The organism is Rahnella inusitata (assembly GCF_003263515.1).
Taxonomy (GTDB): Bacteria; Pseudomonadota; Gammaproteobacteria; order Enterobacterales; family Enterobacteriaceae; genus Rahnella; species Rahnella inusitata.
Window position 1 is genome coordinate 110035 of record NZ_JYDE01000019.1, and the last position, 16789, is coordinate 126823.

Genomic DNA, 16789 nt, shown 5'->3' on the forward strand with positions numbered 1-16789 from the left:
AATCCCCTACTTGCTTTTTTTGCGCGGTGCGCGCGTATCAACAAATGCCATCACCAGGCCAAGACCCAGACCAAACGCGTGTGCAGCATTGGACACGGCAGCGCCGCCCGTAGCATACCCGATAAACATAAAAATCAGCGAAATCACCAGCAGCCCGCCGGGCACATACAACTTGCTTTCCGGTTTCAGCTGGCCGGTCAGCCAGGCGTAACCCATCAGCGCGTACACCACGCCGGAGAGACCGCCGAACCAGGCGCCGCTGACCATCGACTGGCCCCATCCGCTGATCAGAGCTGAAACGATCGTGACCGTAAACAGCTTGCCGCTGCCCAGATGCATCTCAATCTGGCTGGCCAGATACCACCACCACGCCAGATTAATCAGCAGCGCGATAAAGGAGAAATTCATCAGCGCCGGGGTAAACCAGCGCCAGACCTGGAAAACGCGTGAACTGTCCGGCCATGCCAGCCAGCTCATCACCAAAGCATCACCGACCAGCTGTTGCAGGATAAACACCGCCAGGCTGAGCACAATCATGCCAATAGTCAGCGGCCCGGCGCGGCTGCGCAGGCTTTTGAGGAATGGCGTGTGCGACATCTTTAAATGCGGCTGCGCCTTGCCGGTTTTCCAGCTGGCTTCCTGATAGCGCGGATGCAGCGGATCACGGACAAACAGTGCAACCTGTTTTTCGGCTTCTTCCAGACGGGATTCGTCATCCAGCCAGATCTGTACTTCCTGACTTTCGTGTTTCATCGTCAGCGTAAATCCCTGCGTTGCCATGTAATCGACAAACGCCTGAGCGAGACGAGGGTTGTTCAGGTTAAGAATGCGCACCATAGCGTTAATCGATTTCCCTAATGGTTTGATTTGTTGCCGTCATTTTAGGGCAATACCTTATCTGCCAGCGTACGGGAAGTCGATTATAACGTCAGTCAGTAAAAGGAGGGGAATTTACAAATGCTGTGAAGCCAGCGGAAAAGAAAAAAATAACGCGGGTGTGAGATGGATCGGGATTTGATGCAACATCGCGGTTGAACGATGTTGCAATCATTAACCTTACAGGCCTTCCAGTGCCTGTTCCAGATCGGCGATCAGGTCGTCGGTGTCTTCGATACCGATACTGATGCGAACCAGTCCGTCGGTGATACCGCTTTGACGGCGGATTTCCGGTGCGACGGCGCTGTGGGTGGTGGATGCCGGGTGGCAGGCCAGCGAATCCGTATCACCAAGAGACACGGCCTGCGTGATGATGCTCAGCTTATCGAGGAACGTCCGTGCGGCGTTCAGCCCGCCTTTCAGTTCGATGGCCATAATCCCGCCGAACAGTTTCATCTGTTGCGAGGCCACCGCATGGCCCGGATGCTGTTTCAGTCCCGGATAAAAGACAGTGTCGACCGCACTGTGTCCGTCGAGGAATTCCGCCACGGCCTGCGCGCTCAGTGAACTGGCTTCGACGCGCAGCGGCAGCGTTTTCAATCCACGGATCAGCAAACTGGCTTCAAACGGGCTGAGGCAACCACCGAACTGTTTCAGGCTCAGGGTGCGGATTGGCGTAATCAGCGCCGCTGCACCGGCGACCACGCCACCGGTCGCATCGCCGTGACCGCTGATGTACTTGGTCGCCGAGTGCAGAACGATATCAATACCCAGCTCGAGCGGGCGCGTCAGGTACGGTGTCGCAAAAGTGTTGTCGGCGACGCTCACTGCCCCTGCGGCTTTCGACAGACGGGCGATTTGCGCCAGATCCGCGATATCCAGCCCCGGATTTGCCGGTGTCTCGACCAGCACCACTTTAGTGTTTTTGGTGAATGCGGCTTCCAGTTCGGCGACGTTCGCGACATGAACCGGTTTGATACCGTAACGCGGCAGAAGATTACGCACCACGCCTTCGGTACCGCCGTACAGCGTACCGATATGAATGATTTCATCGCCCGGCACCAGCAGGGCAAACAAGGTGGCACTGATCGCCGCCATGCCGCTGGCACAGGCCACGGCGGTTTCAGCGCCTTCCAGTGCCGCAAGTTTCTGCTCGAAAACGGTCACCGTCGGATTGGCGAAGCGGCTGTACATGTAGCCCGGCTCTTCACCGCTGAAACGGCGCGCGCCGCTGTCAAAATCGGGGTAAGAAAATGCAGAAGACGCCGTGATTGGCGTCGCGATGGCGCCCGTTTGGGCATCGGGCTGCTGGCCGCCATGAACGGCGAGGGTACGCATCCCTAAAGAACGTGAAGTGTTCAGATGTTTCATCTTGAAATCCTGTCGTTGGTAGAAGGAAATTATATCAAGACTGAAGATGTGTAGCTTTTTCCGCTTAAGAACATTTTAGGCGCAGACCGATCGGGCTGGTTATAAAGGAAAGTGCGTCTGCGCCGGTTAAAACAACGGAAAATCAGGCTTCGATATCCTGAGGGAAGGTTTTTGACCAGGCTTCAAAACCGCCGTCAACGCTGTAGACGGATTCGAAACCCTGACCGATGAGAAACTGCGCCGCACCGCGGCTGCTGATGCCGTGGTAGCACATCACCAGGACCGGTTTTTTGGCGTCGGCCTGATCCATAAAGGCACGCATGCTGTCATTGCTCAGGTGGAATGCGCCGGGTGCATGACCTGCGCCGAATGTCTGCGGATCACGGATATCGACCATCACTGCTTCGCCTGATGTCAGACGGGTGTGCGCTTGTTCCACGCTGATTGCTTCAAATTGTTCCATTTGGCCGGGCCTCATTCGTCAGTTATCCGCGCATTCTACCTAACTATTCGCCGATCAAGACCAGACAAACTGCGCGGGTATCCGTTAAACCAGCACCACTTTCACGCCTTTCTCGCGCAACTGCCCGATGATTTCAGCGCTGGCTTCTTTGCCGGTGATCAGCACGTCGATCTGTTCGGTGCGGCTGAACAACATGCCGGCACGCTGGCCGACTTTGCTGCTATCGACCAGCACCGCCAGATTCCCGACATAATTCAGCATCTTCTGCTCGGCCATCGCCGTCAGCATGTCGGTTTTATAGAGGCCATCTGGCGTCAGCCCCGCGCCGCTGGTGAACATCCAGTGGCCAGCATACAGGCTGGCGTCGCCGTCCTGCGGGGCGAGGGTGATCGACTGACTTTTATTGTACTGCCCACCCATGATGACCACGCTGTCGTGCTCCTGCTCAATCAGATAATTGGCCAGTGGCAGATAGTTGGTGATTACCTGAATGTCTTTCCCGCACATTTCGCGCCCGAGCAGAAACGCCGTCGAACCGCAGTTAATCACCACGCTTTCGCCCGGCTGGCACAGTTCAGCTGCCGCTTTGGCGATACGCATTTTTTCATTGAGATTGTGGGTCTGGTGGATATTCAGCGGTGTCCAGTTCTGACGCGGCTGATTGACGGCTTCGGCACCGTTACGCACTTTGCGTAATTTGCCTAATTCATTGAGTTTTGTGATGTCACGACGCGCTGTCGCCGGAGAAATATCAAAGTGATCAATCACATCAGCGACAGAAATCTGGCCCTGACGCTGCAAAAGATCAAGGATGGCATTGTGGCGTTGTGGCTCAGTCATGGTGGCTCCGCGAGTAAATCGAATCAGAATGATTACCGCGTGATTATAAACGAGCAGTAATGGCAATAACATTGTTTATGATGAGGCGGAGTGAATCCCCTCCGCCTGATCGCACAACGTTTTAGAGGAATGATTTAAAGGGTAAATCGGTGTCTGTGGTGAAGCAATCCTCGAACCCGCGCGGATAGTGATATTCGAAATTGTCTTTGTCATTCGGGTAGGTGAATTTGCCGCCGACCTGCCAGATAAACGGCTTAAAACCGTATTTCAGGCGGTCTTTCTTCATCTCCCACAGTACGCGGATTTCCTGCGGATCGGCCTGGAAATTCGACCAGATATCGTGATGGAACGGGATCACTACTTTGGTGTTCAGCGATTCCGCCATGCGCAGCATATCGACACTGGTCATTTTATCGGTCACGCCGCGCGGATTTTCGCCGTAGGAGCCGAGCGCCACGTCTATCTGATATTCATTACCGTGTTTGGCGTAATAGTTGGAATAGTGCGAATCGCCGCTGTGATACAGGTTCCCGCCCGGCGTTTTGAACAGGTAGTTCACCGCCCGCTGATCCATCATGTCCGGCAGAACGCCTGCGGCTTTTTGGTCGGCGGGCAGGGTGATGAGTACCGTGCGATCGAAAGAATCCAGCGCATGAATTTCCACATCTTTGATACGCACGACTTTCCCCGGCGTCATCACGATGCATCGCTCAGCGGGCACGCCCCAGCTCATCCACAGATCCACGCACGTTTGCGGGCCGATGAACGGCACGTCGGAGGCGCAGTTCTGCATGACGGCGGCGGCGACGTTAACGTCAATGTGATCGTTGTGATCGTGCGTGGATAACACGGCGTCGATCTCGCGGATCGCAAAGGGATCAAGTACGAATGGCGTGGTGCGCAGGTTGGGTTGCAGCTTCTTCACACCGGCCATGCGTTGCATCTGGTGGCCGGTTTTCATCAGCGGGCTGCTGTGATTTTGCTTGCCGACGCCGCACCACAAATCCACGCAAATGTTCGCGCCGCCTTCGGATTTCAGCCAAATCCCTGTACAGCCCAGCCACCACATGGCAAAGGTGCCCGGCGCGACCTTTTCCTGCTCAATTTCTTCGTTTAACCAGGTGCCCCATTCCGGGAAAGTGCTCAGGATCCAGGATTCGCGGCTGATCGTTTCTACTTTGCTCATGGTGTTCCCTCATCGTCATATCAGTGTGATGTAAGTGTCACAATAAATCATTTGATGATTATATGTGATTTGTTTGTGCGGAAGTTATCACCGAAATATCGTCATGACAATGACTTTGAACGAAGATTTACTGATCGGGATGACAACGGATTCTTAAAAGATAATGCGCATGAAGAACGTTTTTATAGAAGCCAGTTTCAGTTAATAAGCTGAAATATAAATAAAAAGAGGATTTATGGCTTTTGGGTGAACATTTCCGACATGACGATAACTTGCGAGACTGCTCACAAATAATCATTGTGAATCTTTACCTGATTCGATGTGAGCATTAGGGTGCATCTGTCCCTCACTTTTCAGCGCAACGTTAGCGCCAAAAAGATTAAACAAGGTCAGACGGAGAGTTTTATGGAAATGCTCTACACACTCTTTACCGTATTTTTTAATCAGGTAATGACCAACGCACCGCTGCTGCTGGGTATTGTGACCATGCTCGGTTACATCCTGCTCAGAAAGAGCGCGACGGTAGTTATCAAAGGCACCATCAAAACCATTATCGGCTTTATGTTATTGCAGGCCGGGTCCGGCATTCTGACCGGCACGTTTAAACCGGTGGTGGCCAAGCTGTCGGAGGTTTACGGCATCAACGGGGCGATTTCTGACACCTACGCCTCCATGATGGCGACGGTCGAACGCATGGGCGATGCCTACAGTTGGGTGGGTTACGCGGTGCTGATTGCCCTCGGACTGAACATTCTGATGGTGGTTTTCCGCCGCATTACCGGCATTCGCACCATCATGCTCACCGGCCATATCATGTTCCAACAGGCCGGGCTGATTGCGGTCTTCTTCTTCATCATGGGCTACCCGATGTGGACCACCATCTGGTGCACGGCGATCCTGGTGTCGCTGTACTGGGGCATCACGTCCAACATGATGTACAAACCGACGCAGTCGGTGACCGAAAACAGCGGTTTTTCCATCGGCCACCAGCAGCAGTTTGCCTCCTGGATCGCCTATAAAATCGCACCGTATCTCGGCAAGAAAGAAGACAGCGTCGAAGACCTCAAACTGCCGGGCTGGCTGAATATTTTCCACGACAACATCGTCTCCACCGCCATTGTGATGACCGTGTTTTTCGGCATCATTCTCTGCTCGTTTGGCCTGGATACGCTGCAACATATGGCCGGTAAAACCCACTGGACAATCTACATCCTGCAAACCGGTCTGATGTTTGCCGTGGCGATTTTCATCATCATTCAGGGTGTGCGCATGTTTGTCGCCGAACTGACCGAAGCCTTTAACGGCATCTCTCAACGCTTAATTCCCGGTGCCGTTCTGGCGATCGACTGCGCAGCGATATACAGCTTCGCGCCAAACGCCGTGGTCTGGGGCTTTATGTGGGGCACCATCGGCCAGCTGATTGCCGTGGCCATCCTGTTCGGTCTCGGTTCTTCCATCATGATCATCCCCGGCTTTATCCCGATGTTCTTCTCTAACGCCACCATCGGCGTGTTTGCCAACCACTTCGGCGGCTGGCGCGCTGCGCTGAAAATCTGTCTGGTGATGGGGATGATCGAAATCTTTGGCTGCGTCTGGGCTATCAAACTCACCGGCCTCAGCGCCTGGATGGGGATGGCCGACTGGTCGATTCTCGCACCGCCAATGATGCAGGGCTTCTTCAGCCTCGGCATGGCCTTTATGGGCGTCATCGCGGTGATTGCATTGATGTACATGTTCTTTGCGGGCCGCACGTTGCGCGCCGAAGAAGACGCTGAAAAACAAGCGCTGAATCAATCCACTTCTCACTAATCAACGAGGTTCCCATGACAGTACGAATTCTGGCGGTATGCGGTTGCGGGCAAGGCAGTTCAATGATCATGAAGATGAAAATCGGCCAGTTCCTGACGCAGGAAGGTGTGGCTCACACCATGAACAGCTGCGCGGTGGGCGAGTACAAATCAGAGTTGAGCGGCGCGGACATTATTGTCGCCTCCACGCACGTCGCGGATGAAATCACGGTCAGCGGCAACAAATACGTCGTTGGCGTGCGCAACATGCTTTCAGCTGCGGACTTCGGCCCGAAAGTGATGGAAGTGGTTAATGCACACTTCCCCACGTCGCTGAAAAAGTAGGGGGGAGAAAGATGAAACTGCGAGATTCGCTGGCTCAGAACGATTCGATCTGCCTGAACGCGCAAGCACAAACCTGGCAGGACGCGGTAAAAATTGGCGTCGATATGCTGGTGAAGGCTGGCGTGGTGGAGCCGCGCTATTACCAGGCGATTCTGGATGGCGTCGAACGTTTCGGCCCGTACTTTGTGATAGCGCCCGGTCTGGCGATGCCGCATGGCCGCCCGGAAGAGGGCGTGCTTAAGACAGGTTTCGCGCTGGTGACGCTGAAAACGCCGCTGGTGTTCAATCATGAAGATAACGATCCGGTGGATATTCTCATCACGCTGGCCGCCGTGGATGCCAACGCGCATCAGGAAGTTGGCATCATGCAGGTGGTGAACCTGTTCGAGGATGACGCCAATTTTGATCGCCTGCGTGCCTGTACTTCAGCGCAGCAGGTTCTTGATTTGATCGACCAAACCTCCGCCGCCGCGGCGCACTAATTCACATTTTTGCTCTCAGAGAAGGAATTCAATATGTCTCATTCATTACCGATGTTGCAGGTAGCACTCGATAACCAGTCGATGGACGACGCCTACAAAACCACGCGTCTGATTGCTCACGAAGTGGACATCATCGAAGTCGGCACCATTTTGTGCGTCGCCGAAGGCGTGCGTGCGGTGCGTGATTTGAAAGCGCTGTATCCGGAAAAAATCGTGCTGGCCGATGCCAAAATCGCGGATGCCGGAAAAATCCTCTCGCGGATGTGTTTTGAAGCTAATGCGGACTGGGTGACGGTGATTTGCTGCGCCGACATCAACACCACCAAAGGCGCGCTGGAGGTGGCGAAAGAGTTTAACGGTGACGTTCAAATTGAACTGACCGGCTACTGGACATGGGAACAGGCGCAGGAATGGCGCGAAGCGGGTATCGGGCAAGTGGTGTATCACCGCAGCCGTGATGCGCAGGCCGCAGGCGTGGCGTGGAGCGAGGCCGATATTACCGCCATCAAACGTCTGTCCGACATGGGCTTCAAAGTCACCGTCACTGGCGGCCTGGCGCTGGAAGATTTGCCGCTGTTTAAAGGTATTCCGATCCACGTCTTTATCGCCGGTCGCAGTATCCGCGATGCCAAAGATCCGGTAGACGCGGCGCGTCAGTTCAAAAAATCCATCAGCCAGCTCTGGGGCTAAGGAATCTCGCATGATGCACAAAGCCGTTCCGCTCGGTATCTATGAAAAAGCCCTGCCTGCGGGCGAAGACTGGCTGAAGCGCCTGACGCTGGCGAAAGAGCTGGGTTTCGATTTCGTTGAAATGTCGGTAGATGAAACCGATCACCGGCTGGCACGGCTTGACTGGTCAAGTGAGCAGCGTCTGCGGGTGGTCGATGCGATTTCACGCACCGGTATTCGTATTCCTTCAATGTGCCTGAGCGCGCACCGCCGTTTTCCGCTCGGCTCTGAAGACGATAAAACCCGCAATCAGGGGCTGGAAATCATGCGCAAAGCCATTGTGCTGGCGCAGGATTTAGGTATCCGCGTGATCCAGCTTGCCGGTTACGATGTCTATTACCAGCAGGCCAACGATCACACCCGCGAACGTTTTCGCGAGGGCTTGCAGGAATCGGTCGAAATGGCCAGCCGCGCGCAGGTGACGCTGGCGATGGAAATTATGGATTACCCGCTGATGAATTCGATCAGCAAGGCGCTCGGTTATACCCATTACCTGAACAATCCGTGGTTCCAGCTTTATCCGGATATCGGCAATTTGTCCGCGTGGGATAACGACGTACAGATGGAGCTGGCAAGCGGCGCGGGGCACATTGTTGCCGTGCATATAAAAGATACGCAGCCTGGCGTGTTCAAAAACGTACCGTTCGGCAGCGGCGTGGTGGAGTTTGAGCGCTGCTTCGAAACGCTGCAAAAAAGCGGCTATCGCGGACCCTATCTTATCGAAATGTGGAGCGAAACCGCCGCCGACCCGATGCAGGAAGTCCGCAACGCGCGCGCCTGGGTGGTGGATAAAATGCAGAAAGCCGGGCTGAACATGGAGGAAATAGCATGACGGAGTCACTGAAACAGCGCGTGTTTGAAGCCAATATGGCGCTGCCGGCGTACGGTCTGGTGACGTTCACCTGGGGCAACGTCAGCGGCATCGACCGTCAGCGCGGGCTGGTGGTGATCAAACCGAGCGGCGTTGAATACGAAAAAATGCAGGCCAGCGACATGGTGGTGGTGAACTTGCAAGGAGACGTCGTTGAAGGGCATTACAAACCCTCTTCCGACACCGCGACGCATCTGACACTGTACGCCCGCTTCCCTGAACTCGGCGGCATCGTTCATACGCATTCCACCCACGCGACGTCATGGGCGCAGGCGGGCGTCGCGATTCCGGCGCTAGGCACCACGCACGCGGATTATTTTGCCGGTGCGATCCCCTGTACGCGCCCCTTAACGCGCGAAGAAGTCGCCGGGCAGTACGAGCTGGAAACCGGCAAAGTGATTGCTGAAACGCTTGCAGGCATTCAGCCGTTGCACATGCCGGGCATTCTGGTGGCACAGCACGGGCCTTTCTGTTGGGGAATCACGCCGGAGCAGGCGGTGCACAACGCGGTGGTGCTGGAAGAAGTCGCAAAAATGGCGTGGATCACCGGCACCCTGCAACGCGCGCAACCGCCGATGGACGATTATCTGTTGCATAAACATTTCAGCAGAAAACATGGGCCGGATGCGTATTACGGGCAGAAATAGCCGACGCTGAGAGACCAGAAAAACCCCTCCCAGCCTCTCCTTTCGCAGAGGGACAAGCAAAACTCGATCAGCTCCCTCTCCTGCGAAGAGAAGAGTTGGGGAGGGGTATTGGTGCCATCTTGCGCTAAACCAAATTATCCCTTCGACATGATTTCATGCATTTTTCCTCTGACCTCTGGTGAGCATTTTTTCGACATAGGGTTTATACATAAGTGTATTGGGATCACACTTTTTACCGCAATCAGGCTTTTTCTCACGGAAATATTCCGTCCCCTCTGACAGAAAAGAGACTGCCCTATGTCGAAGATCACGCTCAAGCAGGATGTTTTTTTGGCGGCGTTAACCCGCCAGTGGCAAGCGTTCGGACTCACCAGTGCGAAGGATATGACCCGGCATCAGTGGTGGCATGCGGTCAGCGCCGCCGTCGCCGAACAGCTGCCGCCGCAAAGCGATACCGTCACCAGCAAAAGCAAAAAAGTCACCCGCCACGTTAACTACATTTCGATGGAGTTTCTGGTCGGAAGGCTGACCGGCAACAACCTGATCAACCTCGGCTGGTATGAGAAAATTGCCAGCGCGCTGGAACAGTTCGATATCAATCTGACCGACCTGCTGGAAGAAGAAATCGATCCGGCACTCGGTAACGGCGGGCTGGGTCGCCTGGCCGCCTGTTATCTCGATGCGATGGCGTCAGTCGGGCAACCGGGCATCGGCTATGGCCTGAATTATCAGTACGGCCTGTTCCGCCAGCGGTTTGTCGATGGTAAGCAAAAAGAGTCGCCTGATGACTGGCACCGCAACGACTACCCGTGGTTCCGCCATAACAGCTCGCTGGCGGTGAACGTCGGTATCGGCGGGAAAATCGTCAAAAATGAGCAGGGTGTTGCGCGCTGGGAACCGGAGTTTACCCTGCGCGGTGAAGCCTGGGATCTGCCGGTGATGGGCTATCGCAACGGCGTTACCCAGCCGCTGCGCCTTTGGGAGGCCACTCATCCGCATCCATTTGATCTCGATTTGTTTAACGACGGCGAGTTTCTGAAAGCGGAACAACAGGGCATCGACGCCGCCAAACTCACCAAAGTGCTCTATCCCAATGATAATCATCAGGCCGGTAAACGCCTTCGCCTGATGCAGCAATATTTCCAGTGCGCCTGTTCGGTGGCAGATATCTTGCGGCGTCATCATTTTCTTGGCCGTAAAATCAGCGAGCTACCGGATTACGAAGTTATCCAGCTCAACGATACCCACCCGACCATCGCCATTCCTGAAATGTTGCGTGTGCTTATCGACGAACATCAGATGAGCTGGAACGACGCGTGGCACATCACCAGCCGCACGTTTGCTTATACCAACCACACTTTAATGCCGGAAGCGCTGGAAACCTGGGACGAAAGTCTGGTGCGCAGCCTCCTGCCGCGTCATTTCCAGATCATTAAGCAAATCAACACCAACTTTAAGAAACTGGTCAGCAAAGAGTGGCCGGGTGATGAAGCGGTCTGGGCGAAACTGGCGGTACATCACGACAAACAGGTGCGCATGGCGAATCTGTGCGTGGTCGCCGGTTTTGCGGTGAACGGCGTCGCGGCGCTGCATTCGGATCTGGTGGTCAAAGATCTCTTCCCGGAATATCACCGTCTGTGGCCGGAAAAATTCCACAACGTCACCAACGGCATCACACCGCGTCGCTGGCTGAAACAGTGCAACCCTGCGCTGTCAGCACTGATTGATGACCGTCTGAAAACCGACAGCTGGGTGACTAATCTTGATCTGCTCAAAGAACTGGAAAGCGGCGTCAAAGACAAAAAGTTCTGCAAGCAGTACCGTAAAATCAAGCATGACAACAAAGTGCGGCTGGCGGAGTACGTCTGGCATCGCCTGGGTATCCGGCTCAATCCGGATGCGATTTTCGATGTGCAGATCAAACGCCTGCACGAGTACAAACGTCAGCATCTCAACCTGCTGCATATCCTCTCGCTGTACCGCCAGATCCGCGATAACCCGAAACTCGATATCGTGCCGCGTGTTTTCTTGTTCGGTGCCAAAGCCGCGCCCGGTTATTACCTCGCTAAAAATATTATCTATGCGATCAATCAGGTCGCCGAGAAGATCAATAATGATCCGATCGTCGCGGATCGCATCAAAGTGGTGTTTATCCCGGATTATTGCGTGTCGGTGGCCGAACTGATGATCCCGGCGGCGGACGTGTCTGAGCAGATTTCAACGGCGGGCAAAGAAGCCTCCGGTACCGGCAACATGAAGCTGGCGCTCAACGGTGCGCTGACCGTCGGCACGCTCGATGGCGCGAACGTCGAGATCGCCGAGCAGGTCGGTGAGGACAATATCTTTATCTTTGGCCTGACAGTGGATGAAGTGAAAGCGCAGCTGAAAAAAGGCTACAAGCCAAAAGCGGTGGTGAAAAAAGACAAACACCTGAAAGCGATCCTCGACGAACTGGCCAGCGGTTTTTACGCGAACGGCGACAAAAAAGCCTTCGATCTGATGCTCAACAGCCTGCTCGACGGCGGTGATCCGTATCTGGTGCTGGCCGATTTCGCCCAGTACTGCGAAGCGCAAAAACAGGTGGATGTGCTGTACCGCAACGCCGATGAATGGACGCGCCGCGCGCTGCTCAATACCGCGCGCGTCGGGATGTTCAGCGCCGACCGTTCCATTCGCGATTACCAGCAGCGCATCTGGCAGGCCAAACGTTAGGAGCAGGCATGGAGGACAAGCAACTTATTGAAGCTGCCCGCCGGGCGGGGATTTTAGACAGCTTTATTAACATGGCCGATGAGGTCGAAACGGTCTCCGATGACACCCGTATCGCGCTGCTGGCGGCGATGGGACGTGACCCGCAGGACGTCGAAGACGTTACACCGGTTCCGCCAGTGAAAGTGTTTACCGCAGGCAAAAAAGTGCTGATAACGCCCGCAGGCAGCGGCGAATTTACGTGGCAACTGACGCTGGAAAACGGTGACCAGACGCAGGGAGAAACTCACAGCGGCAACCTGATCAATCTCACCGTCAGTCTGCCCACCGGCTATCACCAGCTGACCTTATCGCAAAATGGTCAGGCCTGGGCGTGCCGGATTATTGTGGTGCCCCCGCGCTGTTTCGAGCCTCAGGCTTTGCGGGAAGGACAAAAATTGTGGGGTGCGACCCTACAGCTGTATACGCTTCGTTCGGAAAATAACTGGGGCGTGGGTGATTTTGGCGATCTTAAAAGAATGGTCGAAGAAGTCGGAAAACGCGGCGGTGCATTTGTCGGGCTGAATCCGATTCATGCGCTTTATCCGGCGAATCCGCTAAGCGCCAGCCCGTACAGCCCGTCGTCCCGCCGCTGGCTGAATCTGACGTATATCGACGTGAATGCCGTGGAAGAGTTTGCCGCGAGCTCACTGGCGCAAAGCTGGTGGCATTCTGTCGAAACGCACGATGCGCTGTTACAGGCGCGCAGTACGGATTACGTCGATTATCCGCTGGTGATGAAGCTCAAATCCGCCGCGCTGAAACTGGCGTGGCCGCTGTTTGGCGAGCTGCCAGAAGCCAGCTTGCGTAAGCGTGATTTCCGACGTTTTGTGCAAAACGGCGGCGACAGTTTACGCCAGCAGGCGCTGTTCGACGCGCTGCATACCCACCTGCGGGATCTGGATTTGGGCCAGTGGGGCTGGCCGGTCTGGCCCGATGCGTATCGTGATGCGAAAGGCGCAGACGTGGCTGAATTCAGCGAGCGTTACGCCAGTGAAATTGAGTTCTTCATGTGGCAGCAGTGGCTGGCACACATGCAGTTTTCCGCGTGTTATCAGCGCAGCGTTGAACTGGAGATGCCCATCGGGTTGTATCGGGATTTAGCGGTCGGTGTCGCCGAAGGCGGAGCAGAAACCTGGTCGGATCCGGCTTTATATTGCCTGAACGCCACCATCGGCGCACCGCCGGACATCCTCGGGCCGCAGGGGCAAAACTGGGGGCTGCCGCCCATCGATCCGCATGAAATGAAAGCCCGTGCCTATCAGCCATTTATTGACTTACTGCGCGCTAATATGGCGGAGTGCGGCGCGCTGCGTATCGATCACGTGATGGGATTGCTGCGGCTATGGTGGATACCGGCCGATCAGGAAGCGGGGAACGGTGCGTATGTGCGTTATCCGCTGGAAGATTTGCTCGGCGTGCTGGCGCTGGAAAGTCAGCGGCATCAGTGCATGGTGATTGGCGAAGATCTTGGCACTGTGCCCAAAGAGATTGTTGCCAGCCTGCGCGACAGCGGCGTCTATTCCTATAAAGTGCTGTATTTCGAGCACGATAAAACCTTCACTTATCGCCCGCCGCAGGATTACGTGGCGCAGGCAATGGCCACGGTCACTACGCATGATTTACCCACGCTGCGTGGGTACTGGGAGGGCGGTGATTTAACGCTCGGTGAGTCGCTGGGCGTGTACCCGGATCCGCAGGTGCTGGAGAAACTGCGCGGCGAGCGGGAGCGCAGTAAACAGGGGCTGCTAAACGCGCTGCATCTGCAACACTGCGTGCCGAAAGGGACATCGCGCCATACCGGAAACATGCCGATGACGCCGGAGCTTAACCGGGGTTTACAGTGTTATCTGGCAGACAGCGCCAGCGCACTGCTCGGCCTGCAACCGGAAGACTGGCTGGATATGGATTTGCCGGTCAATGTGCCCGGCACCAATACCGAATATCCCAACTGGCGGCGAAAACTGACGCGAACGCTGGAGGACATGTTTGGCGATAAGCATATTGATGCGCTGCTCAGTGATTTGAACCAGCGCAGGCAGGTGGTTTCAGCGCCGTCTGCTAAACCCTCTCCCAGCCTCCCGCTTCGCACGGAGAGGCGCTAAAACACGCTTGCCTTCCTTACCGCTTTGGGTGGGGTATTGAGGGCATTTCTAAACCGGAGCCATAAAAAAAGCACCCAATTCACAGGGTGCTTTTTGCATTTTGGCCGATCAACGGTTGATCAGTAGAATGAGTGTTCGCCGCGCTGGTGTTCGGTCAGATCGCGAACGCCTTTCAGCTCTGGGAAGTTTTGCAGCAGTTCTTTCTCGATGCCATCTTTCAGGGTGACATCAATCATTGAACAGCCGTTACAGCCGCCGCCGAATTGCAGAATGGCGATACCATCATCGGTGATTTCCATCAGGGAAACACGGCCACCGTGGCTGGCTAACTGCGGGTTAATCTGCGACTGCAGCTGGTATTCAACACGTTCCATCAGCGGCGCATCGTCAGACACTTTACGCATTTTCGCGTTCGGCGCTTTCAGCGTCAGCTGGGAACCGAGCTGATCGGTCACGAAATCGATCACCGCGTCTTGCAGATAAGGCGCGCTGAGTTCATCGACGAAAGCAGACAGCTTCTCGAACTTCAGTTCGGTATCCGTCGCTTCAACCGCGTCGGGTGGGCAATAGGAGACACCGCACTCTGCGGTTGGCGTACCCGGATTGATCACGAATACGCGGATTTGGGTGCCTTCTTCCTGGTTTGCCAGCAGTTTGGCAAAGTGCTCTTGGGCAGCATCGGTAACAAGGATCATAACATTAGCTCAATAGTTGACTATTCCAGTTGGTTATAATACGCCCTTTGCATTTACCCGTCATCCCTCGTGTTGCCGCAGTGTTAGCAGCACGTGCTTAAGCTTACAGCGTCCGGCAAATACAGCCAATTTGCAGCGAAGCAACTCCCTGTTTACGCAGGATTTTACTGATTTCCCGCACGGTACTGCCGGTGGTGACCACATCGTCTACCAGCATCACATGCTTATTGTACAGATTTTCATGACAGGTAAACGCCTTGCGCAAATTCCACTTTCTTTCCCGCTCGGTCAGGCTTTGCTGCGGCGGTGTACGTCGGTTGCGGCGCAGGGCATAGGGCAGAAAATCGCAGTGCAGCCATCGCGCCAGAGGACGGGCGAGCAGTTCACTTTGATTATAGCCGCGTGAGAAATAGCGCTTCTGGTGTAGCGGAACGCTTAATATAACGTCCGGCCTTGGCAACGACCTTTCGCGCCAGCGCGCCTGCCAGCGCAGTAACAACAGGCGGGCGAGGGCGGTATCCAGCTCCGGCTGTTTCGAGAATTTCAGGCGCAGCACCAGTCCGCTGACCGGCATTTCATAGGGACAGGCGAAGATCATCGCATCCCACGGCGGCGGTTTTTGCAGGCAGCGACCACACTCCAAATGTGCTGCGGCACATGGCAATCCGCAGCGCGGGCAGCAGGGCGGTATGGCGGGCAGATTTTTCATGCACAGACTGCAAATCCCCTGAACTGCAAGATGCAGCGGACACTGGCATAGCCAACAGCGGCTGGCAATTGTTAGCATAGTGGCGGATTCCTTTTGCCATTCAGACAGACACGGACAATACGCTATGAACACGCTTTACCGGGAGACAATCGGCGAGGGAGATCGCCATCTTGTGCTGCTTCACGGATGGGGACTGAATGCACAAGTGTGGCGTTACACCGCCGAGCGGCTTGCGCCGCATTTCTGTCTGCATCTGATCGACCTGCCGGGCTATGGCCGCAGCGAAGGATTTGGCGCGATGACGCTCGAAGAGATGGCGGAAATCGTGCTGGCCGCTGCCCCTGAAAAAGCCGCATGGCTGGGCTGGTCACTGGGCGGACTGGTCGCCAGTCAGATTGCGCTGACAGCGCCGCAGCGGGTGGAAAAACTCATTACTGTCGCCTCCTCGCCCTGTTTCGCTGCACAGGACGACTGGCCGGGTATCCGCCCCGACGTATTGCACGGGTTCCAGCATCAGCTGAGTGAGGATTTCCAGCGCACCGTCGAGCGTTTTCTGGCGCTGCAAACGCTGGGCAGCGACAGCGCGCGGCAGGATGCGCGTCTGCTGAAATCTATCGTGCTCGGCTTGCCGATGCCGGGCGTAGAGGTGCTCAACGGTGGCCTGGAGATTTTACGCAGCGTCGATCTGCGCCAGCCGATGACCGCGCTGACCATGCCGTTGCTGCGAGTTTATGGCGCGCTGGACGGTCTGGTGCCGCGCAAAGTGGTGCCGTTGCTGGATGAACTGTGGCCGCAGTCGCGTTCGGAAATTATGGGCAAGGCCTCACACGCGCCGTTTATCTCGCATCCGGATGCCTTCTGTTCGATTGTTGAGTCCTTCCTGATTGCAAAATGAAAGGTAATGTAAATATTTTTTTCAAATTTCTGGATAATTT

General features: G+C 55.3%; 16 protein-coding genes. 9 read left to right on the forward strand and 7 right to left on the reverse strand.

Annotation, left to right across the window (positions count from 1 at the left end; all coding sequences use genetic code 11):
• Nucleotides 1-6 precede the first annotated feature (6 nt).
• The 5 genes from glpG to ulaG form a co-directional block, all read right to left on the reverse strand.
• A complete protein-coding gene (gene glpG / locus TU92_RS12325; RefSeq protein WP_112167516.1) occupies nt 7-837 on the reverse strand; it encodes a rhomboid family intramembrane serine protease GlpG in 831 nt (276 codons plus the stop codon).
• A gap of 219 nt (nt 838-1056) precedes the next feature.
• Nucleotides 1057-2247: a trans-sulfuration enzyme family protein gene (locus TU92_RS12330; RefSeq protein WP_112167517.1), complete on the reverse strand. Its 1191-nt coding sequence runs from the start codon at nt 2245-2247 to the stop codon at nt 1057-1059.
• Nucleotides 2248-2389: 142 nt separating this feature from the next.
• Nucleotides 2390-2710, reverse strand: a complete 321-nt coding sequence (glpE, locus tag TU92_RS12335) for a thiosulfate sulfurtransferase GlpE (RefSeq protein WP_112167518.1) — start codon at nt 2708-2710, stop codon at nt 2390-2392.
• An 84-nt stretch (nt 2711-2794) separates the two neighbouring features.
• A complete protein-coding gene (gene ulaR / locus TU92_RS12340) occupies nt 2795-3550 on the reverse strand; it encodes an HTH-type transcriptional regulator UlaR (protein ID WP_112167519.1) in 756 nt (251 codons plus the stop codon).
• A gap of 121 nt (nt 3551-3671) precedes the next feature.
• Nucleotides 3672-4736, reverse strand: coding sequence for an L-ascorbate 6-phosphate lactonase (gene ulaG / locus TU92_RS12345; RefSeq protein ID WP_112167520.1), 1065 nt, complete (start codon nt 4734-4736; stop codon nt 3672-3674).
• A gap of 405 nt (nt 4737-5141) precedes the next feature.
• Here ulaG and ulaA point away from each other — a divergent pair, with 405 nt between their 5' ends.
• From ulaA to malQ, 8 genes are all read left to right on the forward strand, one after another.
• Entirely contained in the window at nt 5142-6545 is a 1404-nt protein-coding gene (gene ulaA, locus TU92_RS12350; RefSeq protein ID WP_112167521.1) for a PTS ascorbate transporter subunit IIC, read from the forward strand.
• Between the two features lie 14 nt (nt 6546-6559).
• Entirely contained in the window at nt 6560-6868 is a 309-nt protein-coding gene (gene ulaB, locus TU92_RS12355; RefSeq protein ID WP_112167522.1) for a PTS ascorbate transporter subunit IIB, read from the forward strand.
• An 11-nt stretch (nt 6869-6879) separates the two neighbouring features.
• Nucleotides 6880-7350, forward strand: coding sequence for a PTS ascorbate transporter subunit IIA (ulaC, locus tag TU92_RS12360; protein ID WP_112167523.1), 471 nt, complete (start codon nt 6880-6882; stop codon nt 7348-7350).
• 33 nt (nt 7351-7383) lie between these two features.
• A complete protein-coding gene (locus tag TU92_RS12365) occupies nt 7384-8040 on the forward strand; it encodes a 3-keto-L-gulonate-6-phosphate decarboxylase UlaD (protein WP_112167524.1) in 657 nt (218 codons plus the stop codon).
• A gap of 10 nt (nt 8041-8050) precedes the next feature.
• Nucleotides 8051-8911: an L-ribulose-5-phosphate 3-epimerase gene (locus TU92_RS12370; RefSeq protein ID WP_112167525.1), complete on the forward strand. Its 861-nt coding sequence runs from the start codon at nt 8051-8053 to the stop codon at nt 8909-8911.
• Nucleotides 8908-9597, forward strand: a complete 690-nt coding sequence (locus TU92_RS12375) for an L-ribulose-5-phosphate 4-epimerase (RefSeq protein ID WP_112167526.1) — start codon at nt 8908-8910, stop codon at nt 9595-9597. The genes TU92_RS12370 and TU92_RS12375 overlap by 4 nt, the downstream gene beginning before the upstream one ends.
• A 297-nt stretch (nt 9598-9894) precedes the next feature.
• Nucleotides 9895-12309: a maltodextrin phosphorylase gene (gene malP / locus TU92_RS12380; protein WP_112167527.1), complete on the forward strand. Its 2415-nt coding sequence runs from the start codon at nt 9895-9897 to the stop codon at nt 12307-12309.
• An 8-nt stretch (nt 12310-12317) separates the two neighbouring features.
• Nucleotides 12318-14450 (forward strand): 4-alpha-glucanotransferase, encoded by a 2133-nt coding sequence (gene malQ, locus TU92_RS12385; protein WP_112167528.1) that lies wholly within the window; start codon nt 12318-12320, stop codon nt 14448-14450.
• 119 nt (nt 14451-14569) lie between these two features.
• Here the strand turns inward: malQ and nfuA are convergent, their stop codons facing one another.
• Nucleotides 14570-15145, reverse strand: coding sequence for a Fe-S biogenesis protein NfuA (gene nfuA / locus TU92_RS12390; protein ID WP_112167529.1), 576 nt, complete (start codon nt 15143-15145; stop codon nt 14570-14572).
• A 103-nt stretch (nt 15146-15248) separates the two neighbouring features.
• The gene (gene gntX, locus TU92_RS12395) at nt 15249-15932 is read right to left on the reverse strand and encodes a DNA utilization protein GntX (protein WP_112167530.1); all 684 of its coding nucleotides are present in this window, start codon (nt 15930-15932) and stop codon (nt 15249-15251) included.
• Between the two features lie 46 nt (nt 15933-15978).
• Here gntX and bioH point away from each other — a divergent pair, with 46 nt between their 5' ends.
• The gene (gene bioH, locus TU92_RS12400) at nt 15979-16749 is read left to right on the forward strand and encodes a pimeloyl-ACP methyl ester esterase BioH (RefSeq protein ID WP_112167531.1); all 771 of its coding nucleotides are present in this window, start codon (nt 15979-15981) and stop codon (nt 16747-16749) included.
• Nucleotides 16750-16789 lie beyond the last annotated feature (40 nt).